This is a genomic window from Oxalicibacterium faecigallinarum (assembly GCF_014635705.1).
In the GTDB taxonomy this organism is placed as follows: Bacteria; Pseudomonadota; Gammaproteobacteria; order Burkholderiales; family Burkholderiaceae_D; genus Oxalicibacterium; species Oxalicibacterium faecigallinarum.
This window is the reverse complement of the sequence record NZ_BMDI01000002.1, coordinates 14,943-31,738: the sequence shown is the minus strand read 5'-3', so window position 1 is coordinate 31,738 and position 16,796 is coordinate 14,943. Positions and strand designations below refer to the sequence as shown.

Genomic DNA, 16,796 nt, shown 5'->3' with positions numbered 1-16,796 from the left:
GAAACATTGCTTCAAATCGTAGCCCCAAGCGTTGGAAACTGTAAAGCAATTTCCAACCGGCAATTTGCAATGCGTTGCCAAAAGTCCACTCGGCAAATGTGACCCAAATGTGTCGTTTTCCACGCATCCTCAATATCGTTTCCAGACGCGCCGCTATAATGGCCCGCACATTGAAATTACATTTCCGGCATGGCTTCCAAAAAATCTGCATCTGAAGGCAAATCCCCCAAACCGAATCGAAGTGCATCCGCCGTTGCCCTGCGCTGGGGCTTGGGCGTGATTGGTTTACTCGCTGGCCTGGGCACCATCTGCGGTCTGATCGTGGTCTTTGCATTGGCCATGGCCTACCCGAATCTGCCTGCACTTGATTCAATCACCGAATATCGCCCCAAAATCCCTTTGCGGATTTTCTCGGCAGATAACGTCCTTATCGGCGAATTTGGCGAAGAAAGACGCAATCTTGTCCGTATCGACGAGATTCCGGACATCATGAAAAAAGCGGTACTGGCGATTGAGGATGACCGCTTTTTTGAGCACAGTGGGGTGGACTACATTGGCATTGCCCGTGCCGCGCTCCACAATCTGAGTGGCGGTGCGCGTCAAGGCGCCTCGACTATTACGCAGCAAGTCGCGCGTAACTTCTTTTTATCCAGCGAACAAACCTTCAAACGCAAGATTTACGAAGTACTGCTGGCATGGAAGATCGAACACAATCTGTCCAAAAACCAGATTCTCGAGATTTACATGAATCAGATCTATCTGGGTCAGCGCGCGTATGGGTTTGCGTCCGCTGCCCAGATTTACTATGGCAAAAAACTGCAGGACATCTCGATCGCGGAAGCCGCCATGCTGGCCGGCTTACCCAAAGCACCTTCTGCCTACAACCCTGTGGTCAACCCCAAACGCGCCAAAGCACGTCAGCAATACATCCTGCAACGCATGTACACGCTTGGCTACATCAGCGAACCACAGTATTACGCTGCGCGCGACGAGGAGCTGAAGACCAAAACCAGCAGCAGCGAGTTCGGCATTCACGCTGAGTACGTGTCGGAAATGGCGCGTCAGCTCGTCTATGAGCAATTCAAGGAAGAAACCTATACGCGCGGCCTGAACGTCTTCACCACCATCACCAAAGCCGATCAGGATGCTGCTTATCTGGCCGTACGCCGTGGCATCATGGCTTACGAGAAGCGTCAAGCTTATCGTGGCCCGGAAAATTTTATCGACATCCCCGATAGCAAGGAAGAAGCGGAAGATACGATCGAGGTCGAACTTGCCAATCACCCGGACAGCGACGATTTGGTCGCAGCCGTCGTACTTGAAGCCACACCCAAATTGATTCGCGCTGCCCTGATTTCCGGCGAAGAAATCCAGATTCAGGGCGAGGGTCTGCGCTTTGCCGCGCAATTGCTGAGCGATAAAGCACCACCAAACAAACGCGTCAGACGTGGTGCCGTCATTCGTGTCATGCAAGAAGGCAAGAACTGGAGCGTCACGCAAATGCCGGAGGTGCAATCTGCCTTCGTTGCCGCCGACACCAAGGATGGCGCCATCCGCGCGCTGGTAGGCGGTTTTGATTTCAATCGCAGCAAATTCAATCACGTCACGCAAGCATGGCGGCAACCTGGTTCGTCTTTCAAACCGTTCATTTATTCCGCCTCGCTGGAAAAAGGCTTGTCACCATCAACCGTCATCAACGATGCGCCCATCAGTTTTAGCAGCGGCACGACCGGCGGCCCGCCATGGGAACCAAAGAACTACGACGGCAAATACGATGGTCCGATGACCATGCGCAAAGGGCTGACGAAATCCAAGAACATGATTTCGATTCGTATCCTGCACAAGATCGGCGCGAAGTACGGTCAGGAATACATCACGCGCTTCGGCTTTGATTCGGCGAAAAACCCGCCATATCTGACGCTCGCACTCGGCGCCGGCGCGGTCACCCCCTTGCAAATGGCCGGAGCTTACGCCGTGTTCGCCAATGGCGGTTACAAGATCAATCCTTACCTGATTTCAAAAATCACGGATGCCAATGGTCGCCTGCTCTCGCAAGCCAAACCCGATCTGGCTGGCGACGAGAATAATCGCGTCATTGACGCGCGCAATGCGTTCCTGATGGACAGCATGCTCAAGGATGTCGTGAATTCGGGCACAGCAACGCGCGCCCTGTCGCTCAAGCGTACCGATCTGGCGGGCAAAACCGGTACCACCAATGACTCGTTTGATGCATGGTTTGCCGGTTATCAGCCCGAACTGGTCGGCGTGGCATGGATCGGTTTTGATCAACCGCGCAATCTGGGCAGCCGTGAAACCGGTGGCGGCCTCGCATTGCCAGTCTGGATCGGCTACATGGAGAAAGCCCTCAAAGGCGTGCCAATGGCCGAGCGGCAAGTGCCGGAAGGCATCATCATGGCCAATGGAGATTACTTCTATGCAGAAAATCCGCCCGGCCTTGGTGTCAGAAGCCTGGATGTCCCCGGCATGACGGGATCAGACAGCGCGCCAACACGCGACGAAGTAAAGAACGAATTGTTCTAACAAAAAGGGAAGCGCATGCTTCCCTTTTTTATTGCTCCGCAAACAAACGCTTGGCGCAGATGATCAGCCCTGCTTGCGCAACTGTACCTGCACACCACCTTGCTCACTGACCGCCTGTGACAGCACTGCAAAGAATTCGGAACCGTCGCGCGTATTGATCCAGTCGCGGCCCTGCTGCTTGAAATGAAACCCGCCTGAACGAGCAGCCAACCACAACTCCTGCATCGGCGCCTGGCTATTCACGATAATTTTCGAGCCGTTATCAACCAGCTCGATTTCCAGGACATTGCCGCTGCGCGCGCATTCCACATCCAGCACATCCTGCTCCGCCAACTCTTCCAGCACAGCCTCAATATGGTTCAGCGTGGCCTCCGCCTGCTTCAGGAATTCCGATTCGGTCATGCTACACTCCAACACGTTTTTATTGATTGTCGTTTTATTTCACCCAAACCGAGATTCTAATCGTGAAGTCCCCTTTCGGCTTGCGCCGCATTATGCCTTCATTTTCCATCCTGCTTAGCATTGCTGTTTTCAGCATGCTGACCGGCTGTGGACAAAAAGGCCCGCTGTTTCTGCCTCCGGAAGGCAATCAGGAAAACGCCAAACCGGTCGTTCCCGCCGTGACGCTGCCTGATTCTGAAACATCCATTTCAAGATAATTTACATGTCGCATTTTTCTTATCGGAACGGCATCTTGCATGGCGAAGATGTTCCACTGAACACGATCGCGCGCGACTTCGGCTCGCCGACTTATGTCTATTCCAAGGCAGCACTGACCGAACATTTCCGCGCATATGCCGATGCCTGCAAGGCCAATGGCCGTGATGACACCAGTTCACTGGTTTGCTATTCCGTCAAATCGAATTCCAACATCGCCGTACTCAACCTGTTGAACAAACTGGGCTCGGGGTTCGATATCGTTTCCGGCGGCGAGCTGTTACGCGTACTTGCTGCAGGTGGTTCGCCACGCAAAGTCATTTTCTCCGGCGTCGGCAAGTCGCGCGAAGAAATGCGTCTGGCGCTGTCGCATGACATTCTGTGCTTTAACGTTGAATCGATTCCGGAACTGCACCGCCTGAATGAAGTCGCGGCAGAACTCGGCAAGCGAGCGCCCATTTCACTGCGTGTCAATCCGAACGTCGACGCCAAAACACACCCGTACATCTCGACCGGCCTCAAGGACAACAAGTTTGGTGTGGCATACGAAGATGCGCTGGAAACATATCGTGTCGCGGCATCTCTGCCGCATATCGACGTCACCGGCATCGACTGCCACATCGGTTCGCAATTGCTGGATGATGCACCGCTGCTGGAAGCCGTCGACAAATTGATCGAGCTGATCGACACGCTGGCCGCCGAAGGTATCCATGTACATCATCTCGACATCGGCGGCGGCATTGGCATCAACTACAACAATGATCAACCGGTTGCCGTGGGTGACTACCTGTCACGTCTGTTCGCCAAGATCGATGCATGGCGCAAGGCAAAGTACGACAACGCGCCAATCAAGGTCTTGTTCGAGCCAGGTCGCTCCATCGTCGGCAATGCCGGCATCCTGCTGACCGAAGTGCAATTCATCAAGCACGGCGAGACCAAGAATTTTGCAATCGTCGATGCGGCAATGAACGACCTCATGCGGCCAGCCATGTACGAAGCATGGCATGGCGTCCAGACCGTCAAACAAACGACCGATGACAATGCACCCGTTTATGATGTCGTCGGACCGGTCTGTGAATCCGGTGACTGGCTCGCACGTGATCGTGCTTTAGCCATCGAGCAAGGTGATTTGCTCGCCATCATGTCCGCTGGTGCATACGGTATGACCATGTCTTCCAACTACAACACGCGTGGTCGCGCAGCCGAAGTCATCGTCGACGGCAAGGAGGTACATCTGATCCGCAAACGCGAATCCCCTGCCGATCTGTTTGCCCTGGAATCGTTGCTGCCTTAAATAAAAAAGCCGATCAGATGATCGGCTTTTTTATTGGATGCACGGACTCTACGCATTCCCGCCTGTATGTGACTTTCGCACGGCCCAGACCAGACGCAATCCCAGCATTACCAGAACAATCAAGCCGAAAATCAAAGGCTGCTCCAGATCATTCTTGCCCGCCTTCATCCACCAGTAATGCAGAATCGCCAACGGTGCGATCACGTAAATCAGGCGATGCAGCCATAGCCAGCGTTTGCCGCCTAGTCGCTTGACCATCGCGTTCGTACTCGTCACTGCAAGCGGGATCAGCAGCACAAATGCGGCAAACCCTACCGCAATGAATGGTCGCCTCACCACATCTCTGAACATTTCACCCAGATCAAAGAAATGATCAAACCAGAAAAACGTCGTGAAATGCAACGTCGCATAAAAGAAGGCGAACAAACCCAACATGCGTCGGAAACGGATCAGCCAGTTCCATTTCAACAAGCGGCGCAGTGGCGTAATGAGCAAGGTCAGGCACAGAAAATACAACGCCCAATCCCCGGTATTGCGCGTAATGAACTCAATCGGGTTCGCGCCCAACTGGTCCGTGAAGATGGAAAGGACGAGACGCAGAAAAGGCAGCAATGCCAGACCAAAAACCAGTGTCTTTGTAACTGCCAACTGCCGTGCCGAAAGATGGGAAAGCATGCTGTGTCCAATCGGATGCTGTATATGGCAGCATCCGATCCTTTAATAGAATTTCTTGAGATCCATGCCGCGATAGAGCGAAGCAACCTGCTGCTCGTAACCGTTGAACATCAGTGTCGGTCGCTTCTTCGTGAAGAAACCGTCCTCGCCAATGCGACGCTCGCTAGCCTGCGACCAGCGCGGATGATCAACCTGCGGATTCACGTTCGAAAAGAAACCGTATTCGCTTGGCGCAGCGCGATTCCATGATGTTCTCGGCTGCTCTTTGACAAAACGAATCGCCACGATCGACTTGGCTGATTTGAAACCGTATTTCCATGGCACGATCAGCCTTACCGGTGCGCCATTCTGGTTCGGCAATACCTCACCATACATGCCGAAGGTCAGCAACGTCAGCGGGTGATTGGCTTCATCGATACGCAGCCCCTCGGTGTATGGCCAATCCAGCACCGGACGTCGCAATCCGTTCATGCTTTCCTTGTCGGCCAGCGTGACGAATTCCACATATTTGGCATTCGACGTCGGCTCGACTTTCTTGATGATTTCGGCAAACGAATAGCCGATCCACGGAATCACCATCGACCAGCCTTCCACACAGCGCAGGCGATACACACGCTCTTCCAGAGTTGCCACTTTCAGCAGACTATCGATATCCAGCGTCATTGGCTTGTTGACCTCGCCTTCAATCCTTACCGTCCAGGGACGCGTCTTGAGCGACTTGGCATAACGTGCCGGACTTTCCTTATCCGTACCGAACTCGTAGAAATTGTTGTACGTCGTCGCGTCCTTGTAGGGTGTTTGTTTGTCCGCAAGCACATAGGCCGAATTCGATTTGGCCGCGAGCTTTGTGGCAGCATTTTGCGCAAACGCCTCACGCGACAGCATCTCCATCAGGCCGGTACCAGCAACGGCGCCCAGGGCCACCTTTTGCATGAAGGCGCGACGCGATTCAACAATCGCTCTGGGCGTGATTTCGGAAGGGAATGGCAGGTCAATGCCATTGGAGGGACGTTTGATCAACATGACAACGCCTTTCAATGCGTAGGGTGCGCATGCAAGTAAGAGATGATTCAGACTTGTCGCCGAACACGGAAGTTCATTGCGGAAACACTATTTCAACTGCGTCCATTGATCATACGCGCACCAGCATCAAGCGTCTTTACAGCTCTCCGTAGGAATGCAAACCCGACAAGAACATGTTGACACCGAGGAAAGCAAACGTGGTGACCAGCAGGCCGACAATCGCCCACCAAGCCGCTACCTGTCCACGCAAACCCTTGATCAAGCGCATGTGTAACCATGCAGCGTAATTGAGCCAGACGATCAAGGCCCAGGTCTCTTTCGGGTCCCATGACCAGTAGCCTCCCCACGCTTCTGCAGCCCACAAGGCACCCAGAATCGTGGCGATGGTAAAGAATGCAAATCCTACCGCAATGGCCTTGTACATGATGTCATCCAGCACTTCGAGTGCTGGCAGACGATCAACAAAAATCCCTTTGGCTTTGAGCAAATAGGCAATCGCGACCATCGCCGCCAGTGCAAAGGTACCGTATCCGATGAAGTTGGCCGGCACATGAATTTTCATCCACCAACTTTGCAGTGCAGGTACCAGCGGCTGAATTTCGCCCGCGTCGCGCGACACCATGTACCACAACAGGAAGGCAACCGCTGCGGCGATCACCAGCAAAACGAACGGGCCGAGCTGACGCGTCGCATATTCCTGCTCGTAATACAGATAGAACAAGGCAGTCACCAGACAGAACAGGATGAACACTTCATACAGATTGGAAACCGGAATATGTCCGATGTCCGGGCCGATCAGATACGACTCGTACCAGCGTACCAGCATACCGACAAAGCCCATCAAGACAGCCGCCCAGCACAAGCGGCTACCGATCGATGCCCCCGTCGGGGACCGTGCAATCAGGCCGCCCCAGTAGAACACGGTCGACAGAATGAACAGCATGCTCATCCAGAGAATGGCCGACTGGCTGGAGAATAGATATTTCAGGAAAAACCGCTGCTCGGCAGCAACCAATGTGCCGTCATAAAGCGAAATGGCAAACAGACTCAGCACAGCCATCAATGCCGTCAGCCAGCGCACTGATTTCCAGTGCCAGCCCAGCCATGTAAACGTGGGTACCGCCAGCAACAGGATGGCTTCTTCATAGACATCCATGTGATGACCAAAGCGGCGCAATGCGTACACAGCACCGATCAGCCAGGCCGCTGCGTAAAGCCAGTCAATTGCTGTCAGCCGCCGGAAATATCCGACAGGTTGCGCATAGGTCTGCTTTTGAACCACATCCATGCCTTCTCCTTTTTCGGTAACGTGTCTGACGACACCTGCCTGATGCACCTGTTGATTTCGGACGGCATTCGCGGTGCTTCTTTTGCTTTAAATCATCCTGTTACAACTGACGCCATATCGCAACTACTTAACGCGACGCCGACTGTGTCAGCTTATCCTGCAGTGACGCAAATTCTTTCTCAAAATCCAGTGTCTGTCTTTGCGTACTCATCGCCATGATGGCATGACTTGACTGGGATGTATCCGACTTGATCCACACCCACATGCGACGCTCACGGATATAAAACATCGAGAACACACCCAGCGTCAATAACAGGCAGCCAAGATAGACAATATTCTTGCCCGGCGAGCGCGTGATTTGGAAGACCGAGGCCTTCACTTCCTCAAATCCCTGCAATTGCAAGTAAACCGGAGAGCCGTAGAAGAAGGCATCGGAATAGGCATTGGCGGCCAGTTGCAAAAAACGGCCATGACGCTCTTCGGCCACCATCGGCGCCAATCCATCTTGTTGCCGCGCCAGTTGCCACAGATCCCATAAGCTGCCATTGAGGATCTTCATGAAAATATCGGCCGCCTTTTCCTGCTCCTGCGGCGGGATACGCTCAAGAAATTGCGACACGGCCACATAACCCGCACTATTGTCGTCACCGGCGAAAATCGTCAGCCCGCGCAGCGCCGACGCTTGCAATTGATCGCGCAAGCCACCCGCTGCTGCACGCGCATCCGGCAAGGCACGGCGCGCATATGCAGCCGCCGCCTTCTCACGCATCGACGGTGTCAGAATCGCGTTACGCAAGCGCATCCACTCATCGACCGCATCATTGTCATCAGCCGGAATCCGCAGGAAGCGGAACGGCTCGGACGGTGACTCGCGCATACCTGCCAGAAAGACATACGCACCATCCACTTCTACCGGTTGCATGTAGTTGTGATATTCGCGTGCCTGTCCGTTACGATCGCGCAGCTTGTATTGCACGCTCGGTCCAACGTTCTTGAACTCGCGCACATCGGCCATTTTGGCAGCCGATCCGAGATGGCGATCCAGACTGGCGGTAAAGCGCTGATTGAAACCCTGATTCGGATTCACGGCACGGACGTCCTGACCATCCTGCATCATGTTCTCGACGTTAAAGGGCCGGAAACCCGACCACTCAATGCTGTAGTGATCGCCATAAGTTTTATCCAGCTCGGTCGCGCCACCAACTTCGCCCGTCAACTCGAATGGCTTGTTTGCACTGCCCCGCATGGGATAACCACGCAACTGCAGGCGACTGCCACCGTCCTCAAAACTCGATTGATACACCGCCATGCCGCGATAAATCAGCGGCTCGTTGACCTTGATGGTGGCGGGAAAGGAATGACCGTTTTCGTGATCGGTAACCGTCACTTCGCTGACAAACAACTTCGGCATGCCGGTCGAGTAATACTCGATGATGAACTTCGATAGCTGAATCGAAAAAGGCAGATCCTGGATCAGCACGCCATCTGCTTGCGGAATGATCGCCGTACTGCTGGCACCACCTTCCGGAATCATGGTGTTGCCGCGAAAGCTGGGATTACCGACGCCAAGGCGATGTTCGGCAGGGATCTCGGCAATCAGACCATTACCCGCAAACGAACTCTTGTCGAACACCATTTTCTGAAAACGAATCGGCAAGTCCGAATCAAGCAGGCCGCCGACACAGATGATGACAATCGAAGCATGCGCAAAAATGTAGCCCCATTTGTTGGCCGTCCCCTTGCGGGCCGCGATCAGGGTGCCGCCGTCTTTTTCGATCACCTTGGCGCGATAGCCGTGATGCCCGATACGCGCCACAGTCTGCGCGACCAGGACATCACGCTCGCAATCGGCCTGCCACTCCGTACGATGGGGGAAATTGCGCAAGGACTGCTCGCGCACATTGTCACGCCAGCTGCGCATATCCCGCAGCATCTTGGGTGTATTACGAATCAGGCACAGAGAGGTGGAAATCACGAGAAAACCCATGATCACCAAAAACCACCATGCCGAATACACGCTGTACAAACCCAGCTTGCCGAACAGTTCAAACCAGAACGGGCCGAACTGATTGACATAGTTCGACATCGGCTCACCCTGCTTGAGCACCGTACCAATGACGGAAGCAATCGAGATCAGCGTCAGCAAGCTGATGGCGAAACGCATCGATGACAACAGCTCGACACTTTCCGCCAGCCAGCGACGATGCGTGTTCAACTGCCAACCGGCGGTACTGGTTTCCGTCTCCATCGTCATCCGCTACTGTGCTCCTTGATCTCTCTGCCCTGCATGTCGCAGCATTTTACTGTCTTGCCTGCATTTTCCAGCGCTGCAGAGATGAAAAAGGGCAGCCATGCTGCCCTTTTGAATTGTCGATGGAAAACTTACTTCAGGCCGGCCACATAATCGGCCACCGCTTTGATTTCCGCATCCGACATGCGCTGCACAATCTGTGTCATCTGCTCGCTATTCTTGCGCGCACCAGAGCGGAATGCCATCAACTGCGCTTCGGTATAAGTCTGATGTTGTCCGGCCAATCGCGGGAATTGTGCCGGAATGCCTGCTCCGTTTGCGCTATGACAGGCCGCGCAGGCTGGCACATGCTTCTCGGCGATACCGCCACGGAAGATTTTTCTCCCGAGTTCGACGGAATCCTTGTTGCGCGCAGCGCCCGGCGACGGTTTTGAGGATTTGGCCAGATACGCGACGATATTCTGGATATCTTCCTCGGTCATGCCTTTGGCAATCGGCTCCATGATCGGATTATGCCGGTCACCATTCTTGAAATTGACGAGCTGCTTGTGAATGTAGGCACCGACTTGGGCCGACAGTTTGGGGTTTTCCGGAAGAGACGCATTGCCGGCAGGGCCATGGCATGTAATGCAGGCTGTCACATTACGAGCGTTGTCGCCCATGTTATAGAGCATTTCGCCCTTGGCAGGATCAGGCTTGGTAGCGGGTGGAGGTTCAGCGGCGTAAGCCGACGAAACAACCAGCAGCATGGCGGCAAAAAAAGACTGTACGACCGGTAGGCAAACACGATTCATTCGGACACCTTGAAGACTTAATATTAAAATCTGCCAGGTTGGCAACCGTTTTAGCAACTACTGAGGTGCGACTTTCACTCCCTTGGGCGACGCGATGCAACGCCGCATTGTACAATAGCTTTTCGGCATTTTTGCCAGCCCGCAGCTTTTTATCCCATCCTATGTCCCAACTTTGGCAAGCCCGCTTCTTCACCACGGTGAATCATCTCCGTGATTTGCCAAATACGCAAGTTCCTGAAATTGCCTTTGCAGGCCGCTCCAACGCAGGCAAATCGACGGCGATCAACATTCTGGCCAATCAAAAGAAACTTGCCTTTGCATCGAAGACGCCAGGCCGTACCCAACACATCAACTTTTTTTCCATCGGCGGCGCCCATGTCGGGCAGCACCGCAAGGATGCCACGAAGGTCGATGAAATCCGCGCATTGCTGGTCGATTTACCCGGTTATGGTTACGCAGAAGTATCCGGCTCTGCCAAATTGCACTGGCAAGCGCTGCTCGGCGACTATGTTCAACGCCGCGAGCAACTGGCTGCATTGGTCTTGATTGTCGATTCACGTCGCCCCTTCACCGACCTCGACATTCAGATGCTGGAATGGTTTGCACCAACCGGCAAGCCAATTCATTGCCTACTGACGAAAGCAGACAAGCTTAACCGCAATGAGGCGACGAATGCGCTGCGTGCTGCACGCACTCTGCTCGACAGCTATGTCGATGAAGAAGGGCAATCCTTTCCCTTCACGGCGCAATTGTTTTCATCGTTGAAACGCACCGGACTGGAAGAGGCCAACGACAAGATTCTGTCTTTGCTGGGACTGGATCGGGATGATGGGCCAGACGCCGATTCCCAATAGTCCAGACGAAAAAAAGCCCTGGAGAAAGGGGAGTATCTCCAGGGCAATAACGCCATCTCGCAGTACGAGTTGGCCCCGCTCAGGGAGGAGAAGCGGGAGATGCAAAGCATCTGCTACTAGGATGAAACTACCGCAGAAAAGTTTCGCTTTTTTCGCATATTTTTTACAGTCGCATTAACATCGGCGCAACGTCGCCCTGAATGCCTTTTCCCATTGCGAGAATGTCATGACCAAACCTACACCACCCGCTTTTCCCGCCATTCGCATGCGCCGTATGCGCAAGGATGCATTCTCCCGCGCCATGATGCGCGAGCACACGCTGTCACCAGCCGATTTGATCTATCCGGTCTTCATTACCGAAGGCGAAAATCATCGCGAAAAGATTTCTTCCATGCCAGGTGTCGAACGCTTGTCAGTTGATCAGTTGCTCAGCGTAGCGGAAGAATGTGTGGCGCTGAACATTCCGGTACTCGCCTTGTTCCCGGTCATTCAGGCATCGTTGAAAACGCCCGATGGCATTGAAGCAACCAATCCGGACGGCCTCGTACCACGCGCCGTGCGCGAACTGAAGAAACGTTTCCCAGAGCTCGGTATTCTGACCGATGTTGCTCTCGATCCCTATACCAGCCATGGACAAGATGGCGTACTCGATCCAACCGGCTATGTGCTCAACGACGAAACGTGCACGATCCTCACGAAACAGGCACTGACACAAGCCGAGGCAGGTGTCGATATCGTCGCACCATCCGACATGATGGATGGCCGAATCGGTGCCATCCGTAACGCGCTGGAGTCGCATCACCATACCTATACGCGCATCATGGCGTATTCCGCCAAATATGCATCGGCATTCTATGGGCCGTTCCGTGATGCGGTCGGCTCCTCCGCCACGCTCGGCAAGAGCAACAAGATGACGTATCAGATGGATCCAGCCAACAGCAACGAAGCGCTGCGCGAAGTGGCGCTGGATCTGGCGGAAGGCGCCGACATGGTGATGGTCAAACCGGGCATGCCGTATCTCGATATCGTGCGGCGCGTGAAAGACGAATTCAAGGTTCCGACATTTGCCTATCAGGTGAGCGGTGAATACGCGATGATCAAGGCCGCTGCACAGAATGGCTGGCTCGATCATGACCGTACCATGATGGAATCCATGATCGCCTTCAAACGTGCTGGTGCCGATGGAGTGCTCACTTACTTTGCACTAGATATTGCCCGCCGCCTGAAACAAGGCTGACGATTTACCTGTCAATGATCTGACAATAGAATTCAAGGACGGCAGTTGTTTCAACTGCCGTCCTTTTTTGTGGAGATCGCTGCCGAAATGAACATCTATCACATCAGTGAACGTCAAGTGGTGCAACTCGACGTCGCGCCGACCACACGACCAGAGCAAGGTTATCTCTGGTTGACGACGACCCATGATGAATTAATGACCGATCCGGAAGGCTGGCGCAATCATATCGAACAGATCACCGGCATCCGCATCTATGATCTGCACCTGCAGGATGCCATCAATCAAAAACACCCATCCTACTTCGATTCAACACAAGATTACGCCATGGTCGTGTTTCGCAAGCTTGCCTTGCCGGTCGAACAAGGGGTAGCCAACGACAGCAACGCTGCATCGGCGCTGGAGAAACTGCGCACGCAACCGGTCACCTTCCTGCTGGCTGACCATGTGCTGATCACCGTGCACGCAGCCAATAGCCGTACGATCGAAGCCATGCGCACACGCCTGCTGGAATATCGCTATCGGCCCGAGAACGGTACCCAATATCATCGTCCTGCGGCATCGCCCGCAGAACTCGCCTTGCGCTTACTGAATACGATGGTCGATCAGTATCTGGATCTGCGACAGCCCTTGACTGCGCAGATTGATCGTTGGCAACGTGCATTACTGCATCCTCGTCGTCCCTTCCGTGACTGGAATGCACTATTGGATGCACGCATCGAATTGCGCAAGCTTGATCATTTGTGTGAGGAGCAACACGATGCCTTGCGTGAGTTACGCGATTACTTTGTCGACAGTGAAGGCGAAGGCACGCATGGTCGCGCCAAGGATCTGTTACTGGTGCGCGTGCATGATGTCATGGAGCACATCACCCGCACACTTACGCATGCCCGCCGACTGGAAGCCTCTCTCGAGTCCGCGGTACAGATTCACTTCTCAGCAATGGCACATCGCACCAGCGAGATCATGCGCACACTGACAGTAATCACCGCCCTCTTCATGCCACTCACCTTGATCACCGGCATCTTCGGCATGAACTTTGTCAGCATGCCGCTACTGCAAGATCATCAGGGATTCTGGATCACGATTGGCGGTATGTTGGTCATCATGATTGGCTTGCTGATTTTCTTCCGCCGCAAACATTATCTGGAAGATCGCATACTGGATCGCAAGTAACTCTCTTTCATCCCCCCAAATAAAAAAGCGTCCGTATGGGCGCTTTTTTATTGCATCACCAAACCTTACTTGTTTGGCTGCGGTGTGACACGCAGATAAGGACGCTCTGCCTTGAAACCCTTTGGATACTTCTGCTTGATCACTTCTTCATCCTGCACCGTGAGCGGAATGATGACATCGTCGCCATCTTTCCAGTTACCTGGCGTTGCCACTGTGTAGCCGTCCGTCAATTGCAATGCATCAATCACGCGCAAGACTTCATCAAAATTACGACCGGTGCTCATCGGATACGTGATGGTCAGCCGAATCTTTTTCTGCGGGTCAATCACAAACAAAGAACGCACGGTTGCCATCGCGGATTGATTCGGGTGAATCATGTCGTACGCTGTGGCAACAGACTTATCCGCATCTGCCACGATGGGAAAGCCGACTACCGTCTTTTGCGTTTCTTCAATATCTTTGATCCAGGACAGATGCTTGTCTGCCGGATCCACCGACAAGGCAATCGCCTTGACGTTGCGCTTGTCGAACTCTGGCTTCAGTTTGGCCGTCAGGCCAAGCTCTGTCGTGCACACGGGCGTGAAGTCCGCAGGATGCGAAAACAGCACCACCCACGAGTCGCCTGCCCATTCATGAAACTTGATTTTGCCGATTGAGGAATCCTGTTCGAAATCGGGAGCGGTATCGCCCAGACGTAATGTCATTTGCCTTCTCCTTTTATTGACCAATGTTTGACTATAAGCGCATCACCTGCTTTTACAAACTACAAATAGGCACTAAACAAATAACGACAAGCTATGAACATGCGTTTTTTTCAGAATGAACGTATCAATTCCAGCGACTCCGTAAACTTCGTTGCATTCTGGAATCCAATCACCCGTCCGCCTTTGATCTCGTTACCGGCCTTGTCAAAGAAAATAATGCCGGGTGGACCGAACAAATTGAAACGTCGCAACATGGCTTTGTCATCCGCATCATTTTTCGTCACATCCACTTGCAGCAGCACCATTTGATCCAGATGCGCACGCACTTGCGGCTGAGTGAAGGTGAATTTCTCCATCTCGATGCAGGAGACGCACCAGTCTGCGTAAAAATCCAGCATGACGTGTTTGCCATTCGACCGGGCTAACGCTTTCTCCAGATCATCCAGTGTCTTCACACGTTCGAACCGGACGTTATCGTGCGCTTCGTCTCGCAGATGGCCGAGTGGCGCCAGCACATCGCGTCCACCGGTTGCCACACCCGCAAGCTGGAACAGCCCGCACGCGAGGAAGAACAGCCCGCATGCTTTCGCAATCCAGCCAGCGCGCGCCCACAACAGGTAGGCGCCGTAACCAATACCCAGTGCCGCCCATCCCAGCATGAATGCAGCATCGGGTACCACGGGCGATACCATCCACAGTGCAACGCCTAGCATCAGCACGCCGAAGAAACGTTTGACGTCATCCATCCAGCCGCCAGCGCGCGGTAACAGGGTGCCGGCTGACAGGCCGAGCAGCAACAAAGGGACGCTCATGCCCATTGCCATCGAAAACAATGCACTTGCACCGACAACAACATCGCGCGTCTGACTGATGTACACCAAGGCGCCCGCCAATGGCGCGGCAACGCATGGCCCGACAATGAGCGCCGATAACGCCCCCATTGCAAACACACCCGACAGCTTGCCTGCTGTTTGGCGTCCCGATGTCCCGCTCAATCGGGACTGGATTGCTGCCGGCATCTGCAACTGATATACATCGAACATCGCTAGCGCAAGACCGACCATCAGCAAGGCAAACGCCGTCAGTACCCAGGGCTTCTGCAAGGTGGCCGCCAGGCCTTCGCCAATCAAACCTGCCGCCGTACCCAGTGCGGTGTACACAATCGCCATGCCCAGCGAATACACCATCGCCAGCAAGAACCCCCGTTTGCGACTGACCTGTGCGCCTTCGCCAACAATGATGCTGGACAGAATCGGCAGCATCGGCAACACACAAGGCGTAAACGCCAGGCCAAGCCCGAGCAGAAAGAACAGAGGTGCAATCATTAGCAGACGACCGCTTTGCAGCGAACGCTCGATACGCCCCATCTCCGTCTCGTTTTCCGCTAGTTTTGGAGGAGTGAGCCCCGCAATGGCATTCTCAGCCATGCGGACCGCGGCACTACCGTCCAGTGGTACGCGCAACAGCGCCGTCATGGGCGGATAGCACAACCCTTGGTCCGAGCACCCCTGGCTAGTCGACGCAAGCACAAACGGCTGGTCCGCCTGCACGGGAATGTGGATACGTACCTCTTCCCGATACGTCTCCACTTCTTTCTGGAAGGTTTCATCAAACTTGACCTTGCCATCCGGAATGGCTGGCGTGTTTAGTACAGCCTCTTCCGATAGGAAGCCAAAGGCTTGGCGGTACATGTAATAGCCGTCTGCAATTTGATAACGCACCTCCAGGGTGCTGGCGTCCGTCATGCGCGCCGACACCACAAACGCCTTATCCGGCTCCAGAAACTGCGGTGCAGCCCGCGTAGGCAGTATGCTCGCGACGAACAATAAAACCGTGCAAAGCAGCATGACAAGCAAGCGTTCGTACGCCGGCCAGTTGCCTGTGTCATGGTGTGGCATCACTGCCTTGAGAAATCGGGAAGTCATCAACGCGACGGGCTCACGCATGGGAGCTGGGCGCTGTCACATCCCGCACCCAGTTCAGATAAATCGGCAAACCTGCCTGGACTGACACGGCGATGATTTCCGGCACATCGTACGGATGGGCGGCTTTGATCGCCGCTTCCACTTGCTGATAACGCGCAGCGGATGTCTTGATCTGTAGCGGAATCTCGCTAGTCTCTTCAATCGTGCCTTGCCAGCGATAAATGGAGAGGACGGGCTGACCAATGCTCACACATGCGGCGACGTTGCCTTCCACCAGCGCGCGTGCAATGGTGCGTGCCGTTTCGATGTCGGGGGCAGTTGTCATGATCAACACAACAGGAGACGGAGTTTGCATGCGAGTGTTGGCGTTGAGATGGATA

The 16,796-nt window shown here is 54.1% G+C and carries 15 protein-coding genes; 6 read left to right on the top strand and 9 right to left on the bottom strand.

The features are described from left to right. Positions 1-189: 189 nt before the first annotated feature. The gene (locus IEV29_RS10115; protein ID WP_188381192.1) at positions 190-2,541 is read left to right on the top strand and encodes a penicillin-binding protein 1A; all 2,352 of its coding nucleotides are present in this window, start codon (positions 190-192) and stop codon (positions 2,539-2,541) included. Between the two features lie 63 nt (positions 2,542-2,604). Here the strand turns inward: IEV29_RS10115 and cyaY are convergent, their stop codons facing one another. Beyond that, on the bottom strand, positions 2,605-2,943 hold the full coding sequence (cyaY, locus tag IEV29_RS10110; RefSeq protein ID WP_188381191.1) for an iron donor protein CyaY: 339 nt from the start codon (positions 2,941-2,943) through the stop codon (positions 2,605-2,607). Between the two features lie 26 nt (positions 2,944-2,969). Here cyaY and lptM point away from each other — a divergent pair, with 26 nt between their 5' ends. Both lptM and lysA read left to right on the top strand, forming a co-directional pair. Then, positions 2,970-3,200: an LPS translocon maturation chaperone LptM gene (gene lptM / locus IEV29_RS10105; RefSeq protein ID WP_188381190.1), complete on the top strand. Its 231-nt coding sequence runs from the start codon at positions 2,970-2,972 to the stop codon at positions 3,198-3,200. A gap of 5 nt (positions 3,201-3,205) precedes the next feature. Further along, positions 3,206-4,492, top strand: coding sequence for a diaminopimelate decarboxylase (gene lysA / locus IEV29_RS10100; protein WP_188381189.1), 1,287 nt, complete (start codon positions 3,206-3,208; stop codon positions 4,490-4,492). Between the two features lie 48 nt (positions 4,493-4,540). Here the strand turns inward: lysA and msrQ are convergent, their stop codons facing one another. From msrQ to IEV29_RS10075, 5 genes are all read right to left on the bottom strand, one after another. Further along, the gene (gene msrQ / locus IEV29_RS10095) at positions 4,541-5,167 is read right to left on the bottom strand and encodes a protein-methionine-sulfoxide reductase heme-binding subunit MsrQ (RefSeq protein WP_188381188.1); all 627 of its coding nucleotides are present in this window, start codon (positions 5,165-5,167) and stop codon (positions 4,541-4,543) included. A gap of 42 nt (positions 5,168-5,209) precedes the next feature. After that, positions 5,210-6,190: a protein-methionine-sulfoxide reductase catalytic subunit MsrP gene (gene msrP / locus IEV29_RS10090; RefSeq protein ID WP_188381187.1), complete on the bottom strand. Its 981-nt coding sequence runs from the start codon at positions 6,188-6,190 to the stop codon at positions 5,210-5,212. Between the two features lie 136 nt (positions 6,191-6,326). Further along, positions 6,327-7,478, bottom strand: a complete 1,152-nt coding sequence (gene ccsB / locus IEV29_RS10085) for a c-type cytochrome biogenesis protein CcsB (protein ID WP_188381186.1) — start codon at positions 7,476-7,478, stop codon at positions 6,327-6,329. A gap of 127 nt (positions 7,479-7,605) precedes the next feature. Beyond that, positions 7,606-9,732, bottom strand: a complete 2,127-nt coding sequence (locus tag IEV29_RS10080; protein ID WP_229726343.1) for a cytochrome c biogenesis protein ResB — start codon at positions 9,730-9,732, stop codon at positions 7,606-7,608. A gap of 128 nt (positions 9,733-9,860) precedes the next feature. Beyond that, complete coding sequence (locus IEV29_RS10075) at positions 9,861-10,523, bottom strand: c-type cytochrome (RefSeq protein WP_188381185.1); 663 nt, start codon at positions 10,521-10,523, stop codon at positions 9,861-9,863. Positions 10,524-10,684: 161 nt separating this feature from the next. On the opposite strand from IEV29_RS10075, the gene yihA reads away from it, so the two are divergent. The 3 genes from yihA to IEV29_RS10060 all read left to right on the top strand — a co-directional run bounded on the left by yihA (position 10,685) and on the right by IEV29_RS10060 (position 13,787). Further along, a complete protein-coding gene (yihA, locus tag IEV29_RS10070) occupies positions 10,685-11,377 on the top strand; it encodes a ribosome biogenesis GTP-binding protein YihA/YsxC (RefSeq protein WP_188381184.1) in 693 nt (230 codons plus the stop codon). Between the two features lie 226 nt (positions 11,378-11,603). Beyond that, positions 11,604-12,614: a porphobilinogen synthase gene (hemB, locus tag IEV29_RS10065; RefSeq protein WP_188381183.1), complete on the top strand. Its 1,011-nt coding sequence runs from the start codon at positions 11,604-11,606 to the stop codon at positions 12,612-12,614. Positions 12,615-12,701: 87 nt separating this feature from the next. Next, the gene (locus tag IEV29_RS10060; protein WP_188381182.1) at positions 12,702-13,787 is read left to right on the top strand and encodes a magnesium transporter CorA family protein; all 1,086 of its coding nucleotides are present in this window, start codon (positions 12,702-12,704) and stop codon (positions 13,785-13,787) included. A gap of 65 nt (positions 13,788-13,852) precedes the next feature. Here IEV29_RS10060 and IEV29_RS10055 read toward each other — a convergent pair whose 3' ends face one another. The 3 genes from IEV29_RS10055 to cutA form a co-directional block, all read right to left on the bottom strand. Continuing rightward, on the bottom strand, positions 13,853-14,491 hold the full coding sequence (locus IEV29_RS10055; RefSeq protein WP_188381181.1) for a peroxiredoxin: 639 nt from the start codon (positions 14,489-14,491) through the stop codon (positions 13,853-13,855). 110 nt (positions 14,492-14,601) lie between these two features. Further along, positions 14,602-16,338, bottom strand: coding sequence for a protein-disulfide reductase DsbD (gene dsbD / locus IEV29_RS10050; protein WP_229726403.1), 1,737 nt, complete (start codon positions 16,336-16,338; stop codon positions 14,602-14,604). 91 nt (positions 16,339-16,429) lie between these two features. Continuing rightward, the gene (cutA, locus tag IEV29_RS10045; RefSeq protein WP_229726342.1) at positions 16,430-16,741 is read right to left on the bottom strand and encodes a divalent-cation tolerance protein CutA; all 312 of its coding nucleotides are present in this window, start codon (positions 16,739-16,741) and stop codon (positions 16,430-16,432) included. Positions 16,742-16,796 lie beyond the last annotated feature (55 nt).

Excerpts from the sequence above, each read along its gene's own strand:
- cutA (WP_229726342.1), bottom strand. The coding sequence starts at position 16,741 with ATGACAACTGCCCCCGACATCGAAACGGCACGCACCATTGCACGCGCG.
- ccsB (WP_188381186.1), bottom strand. The coding sequence starts at position 7,478 with ATGGATGTGGTTCAAAAGCAGACCTATGCGCAACCTGTCGGATATTTC.
- yihA (WP_188381184.1), top strand. The coding sequence starts at position 10,685 with ATGTCCCAACTTTGGCAAGCCCGCTTCTTCACCACGGTGAATCATCTC.
- hemB (WP_188381183.1), top strand. The coding sequence starts at position 11,604 with ATGACCAAACCTACACCACCCGCTTTTCCCGCCATTCGCATGCGCCGT.
- msrP (WP_188381187.1), bottom strand. The coding sequence starts at position 6,190 with ATGTTGATCAAACGTCCCTCCAATGGCATTGACCTGCCATTCCCTTCC.
- IEV29_RS10115 (WP_188381192.1), top strand. The coding sequence starts at position 190 with ATGGCTTCCAAAAAATCTGCATCTGAAGGCAAATCCCCCAAACCGAAT.
- msrQ (WP_188381188.1), bottom strand. The coding sequence starts at position 5,167 with ATGCTTTCCCATCTTTCGGCACGGCAGTTGGCAGTTACAAAGACACTG.
- cyaY (WP_188381191.1), bottom strand. The coding sequence starts at position 2,943 with ATGACCGAATCGGAATTCCTGAAGCAGGCGGAGGCCACGCTGAACCAT.
- IEV29_RS10060 (WP_188381182.1), top strand. The coding sequence starts at position 12,702 with ATGAACATCTATCACATCAGTGAACGTCAAGTGGTGCAACTCGACGTC.
- IEV29_RS10075 (WP_188381185.1), bottom strand. The coding sequence starts at position 10,523 with ATGAATCGTGTTTGCCTACCGGTCGTACAGTCTTTTTTTGCCGCCATG.
- IEV29_RS10080 (WP_229726343.1), bottom strand. The coding sequence starts at position 9,732 with ATGACGATGGAGACGGAAACCAGTACCGCCGGTTGGCAGTTGAACACG.
- IEV29_RS10055 (WP_188381181.1), bottom strand. The coding sequence starts at position 14,491 with ATGACATTACGTCTGGGCGATACCGCTCCCGATTTCGAACAGGATTCC.
- dsbD (WP_229726403.1), bottom strand. The coding sequence starts at position 16,338 with ATGCTGCTTTGCACGGTTTTATTGTTCGTCGCGAGCATACTGCCTACG.
- lysA (WP_188381189.1), top strand. The coding sequence starts at position 3,206 with ATGTCGCATTTTTCTTATCGGAACGGCATCTTGCATGGCGAAGATGTT.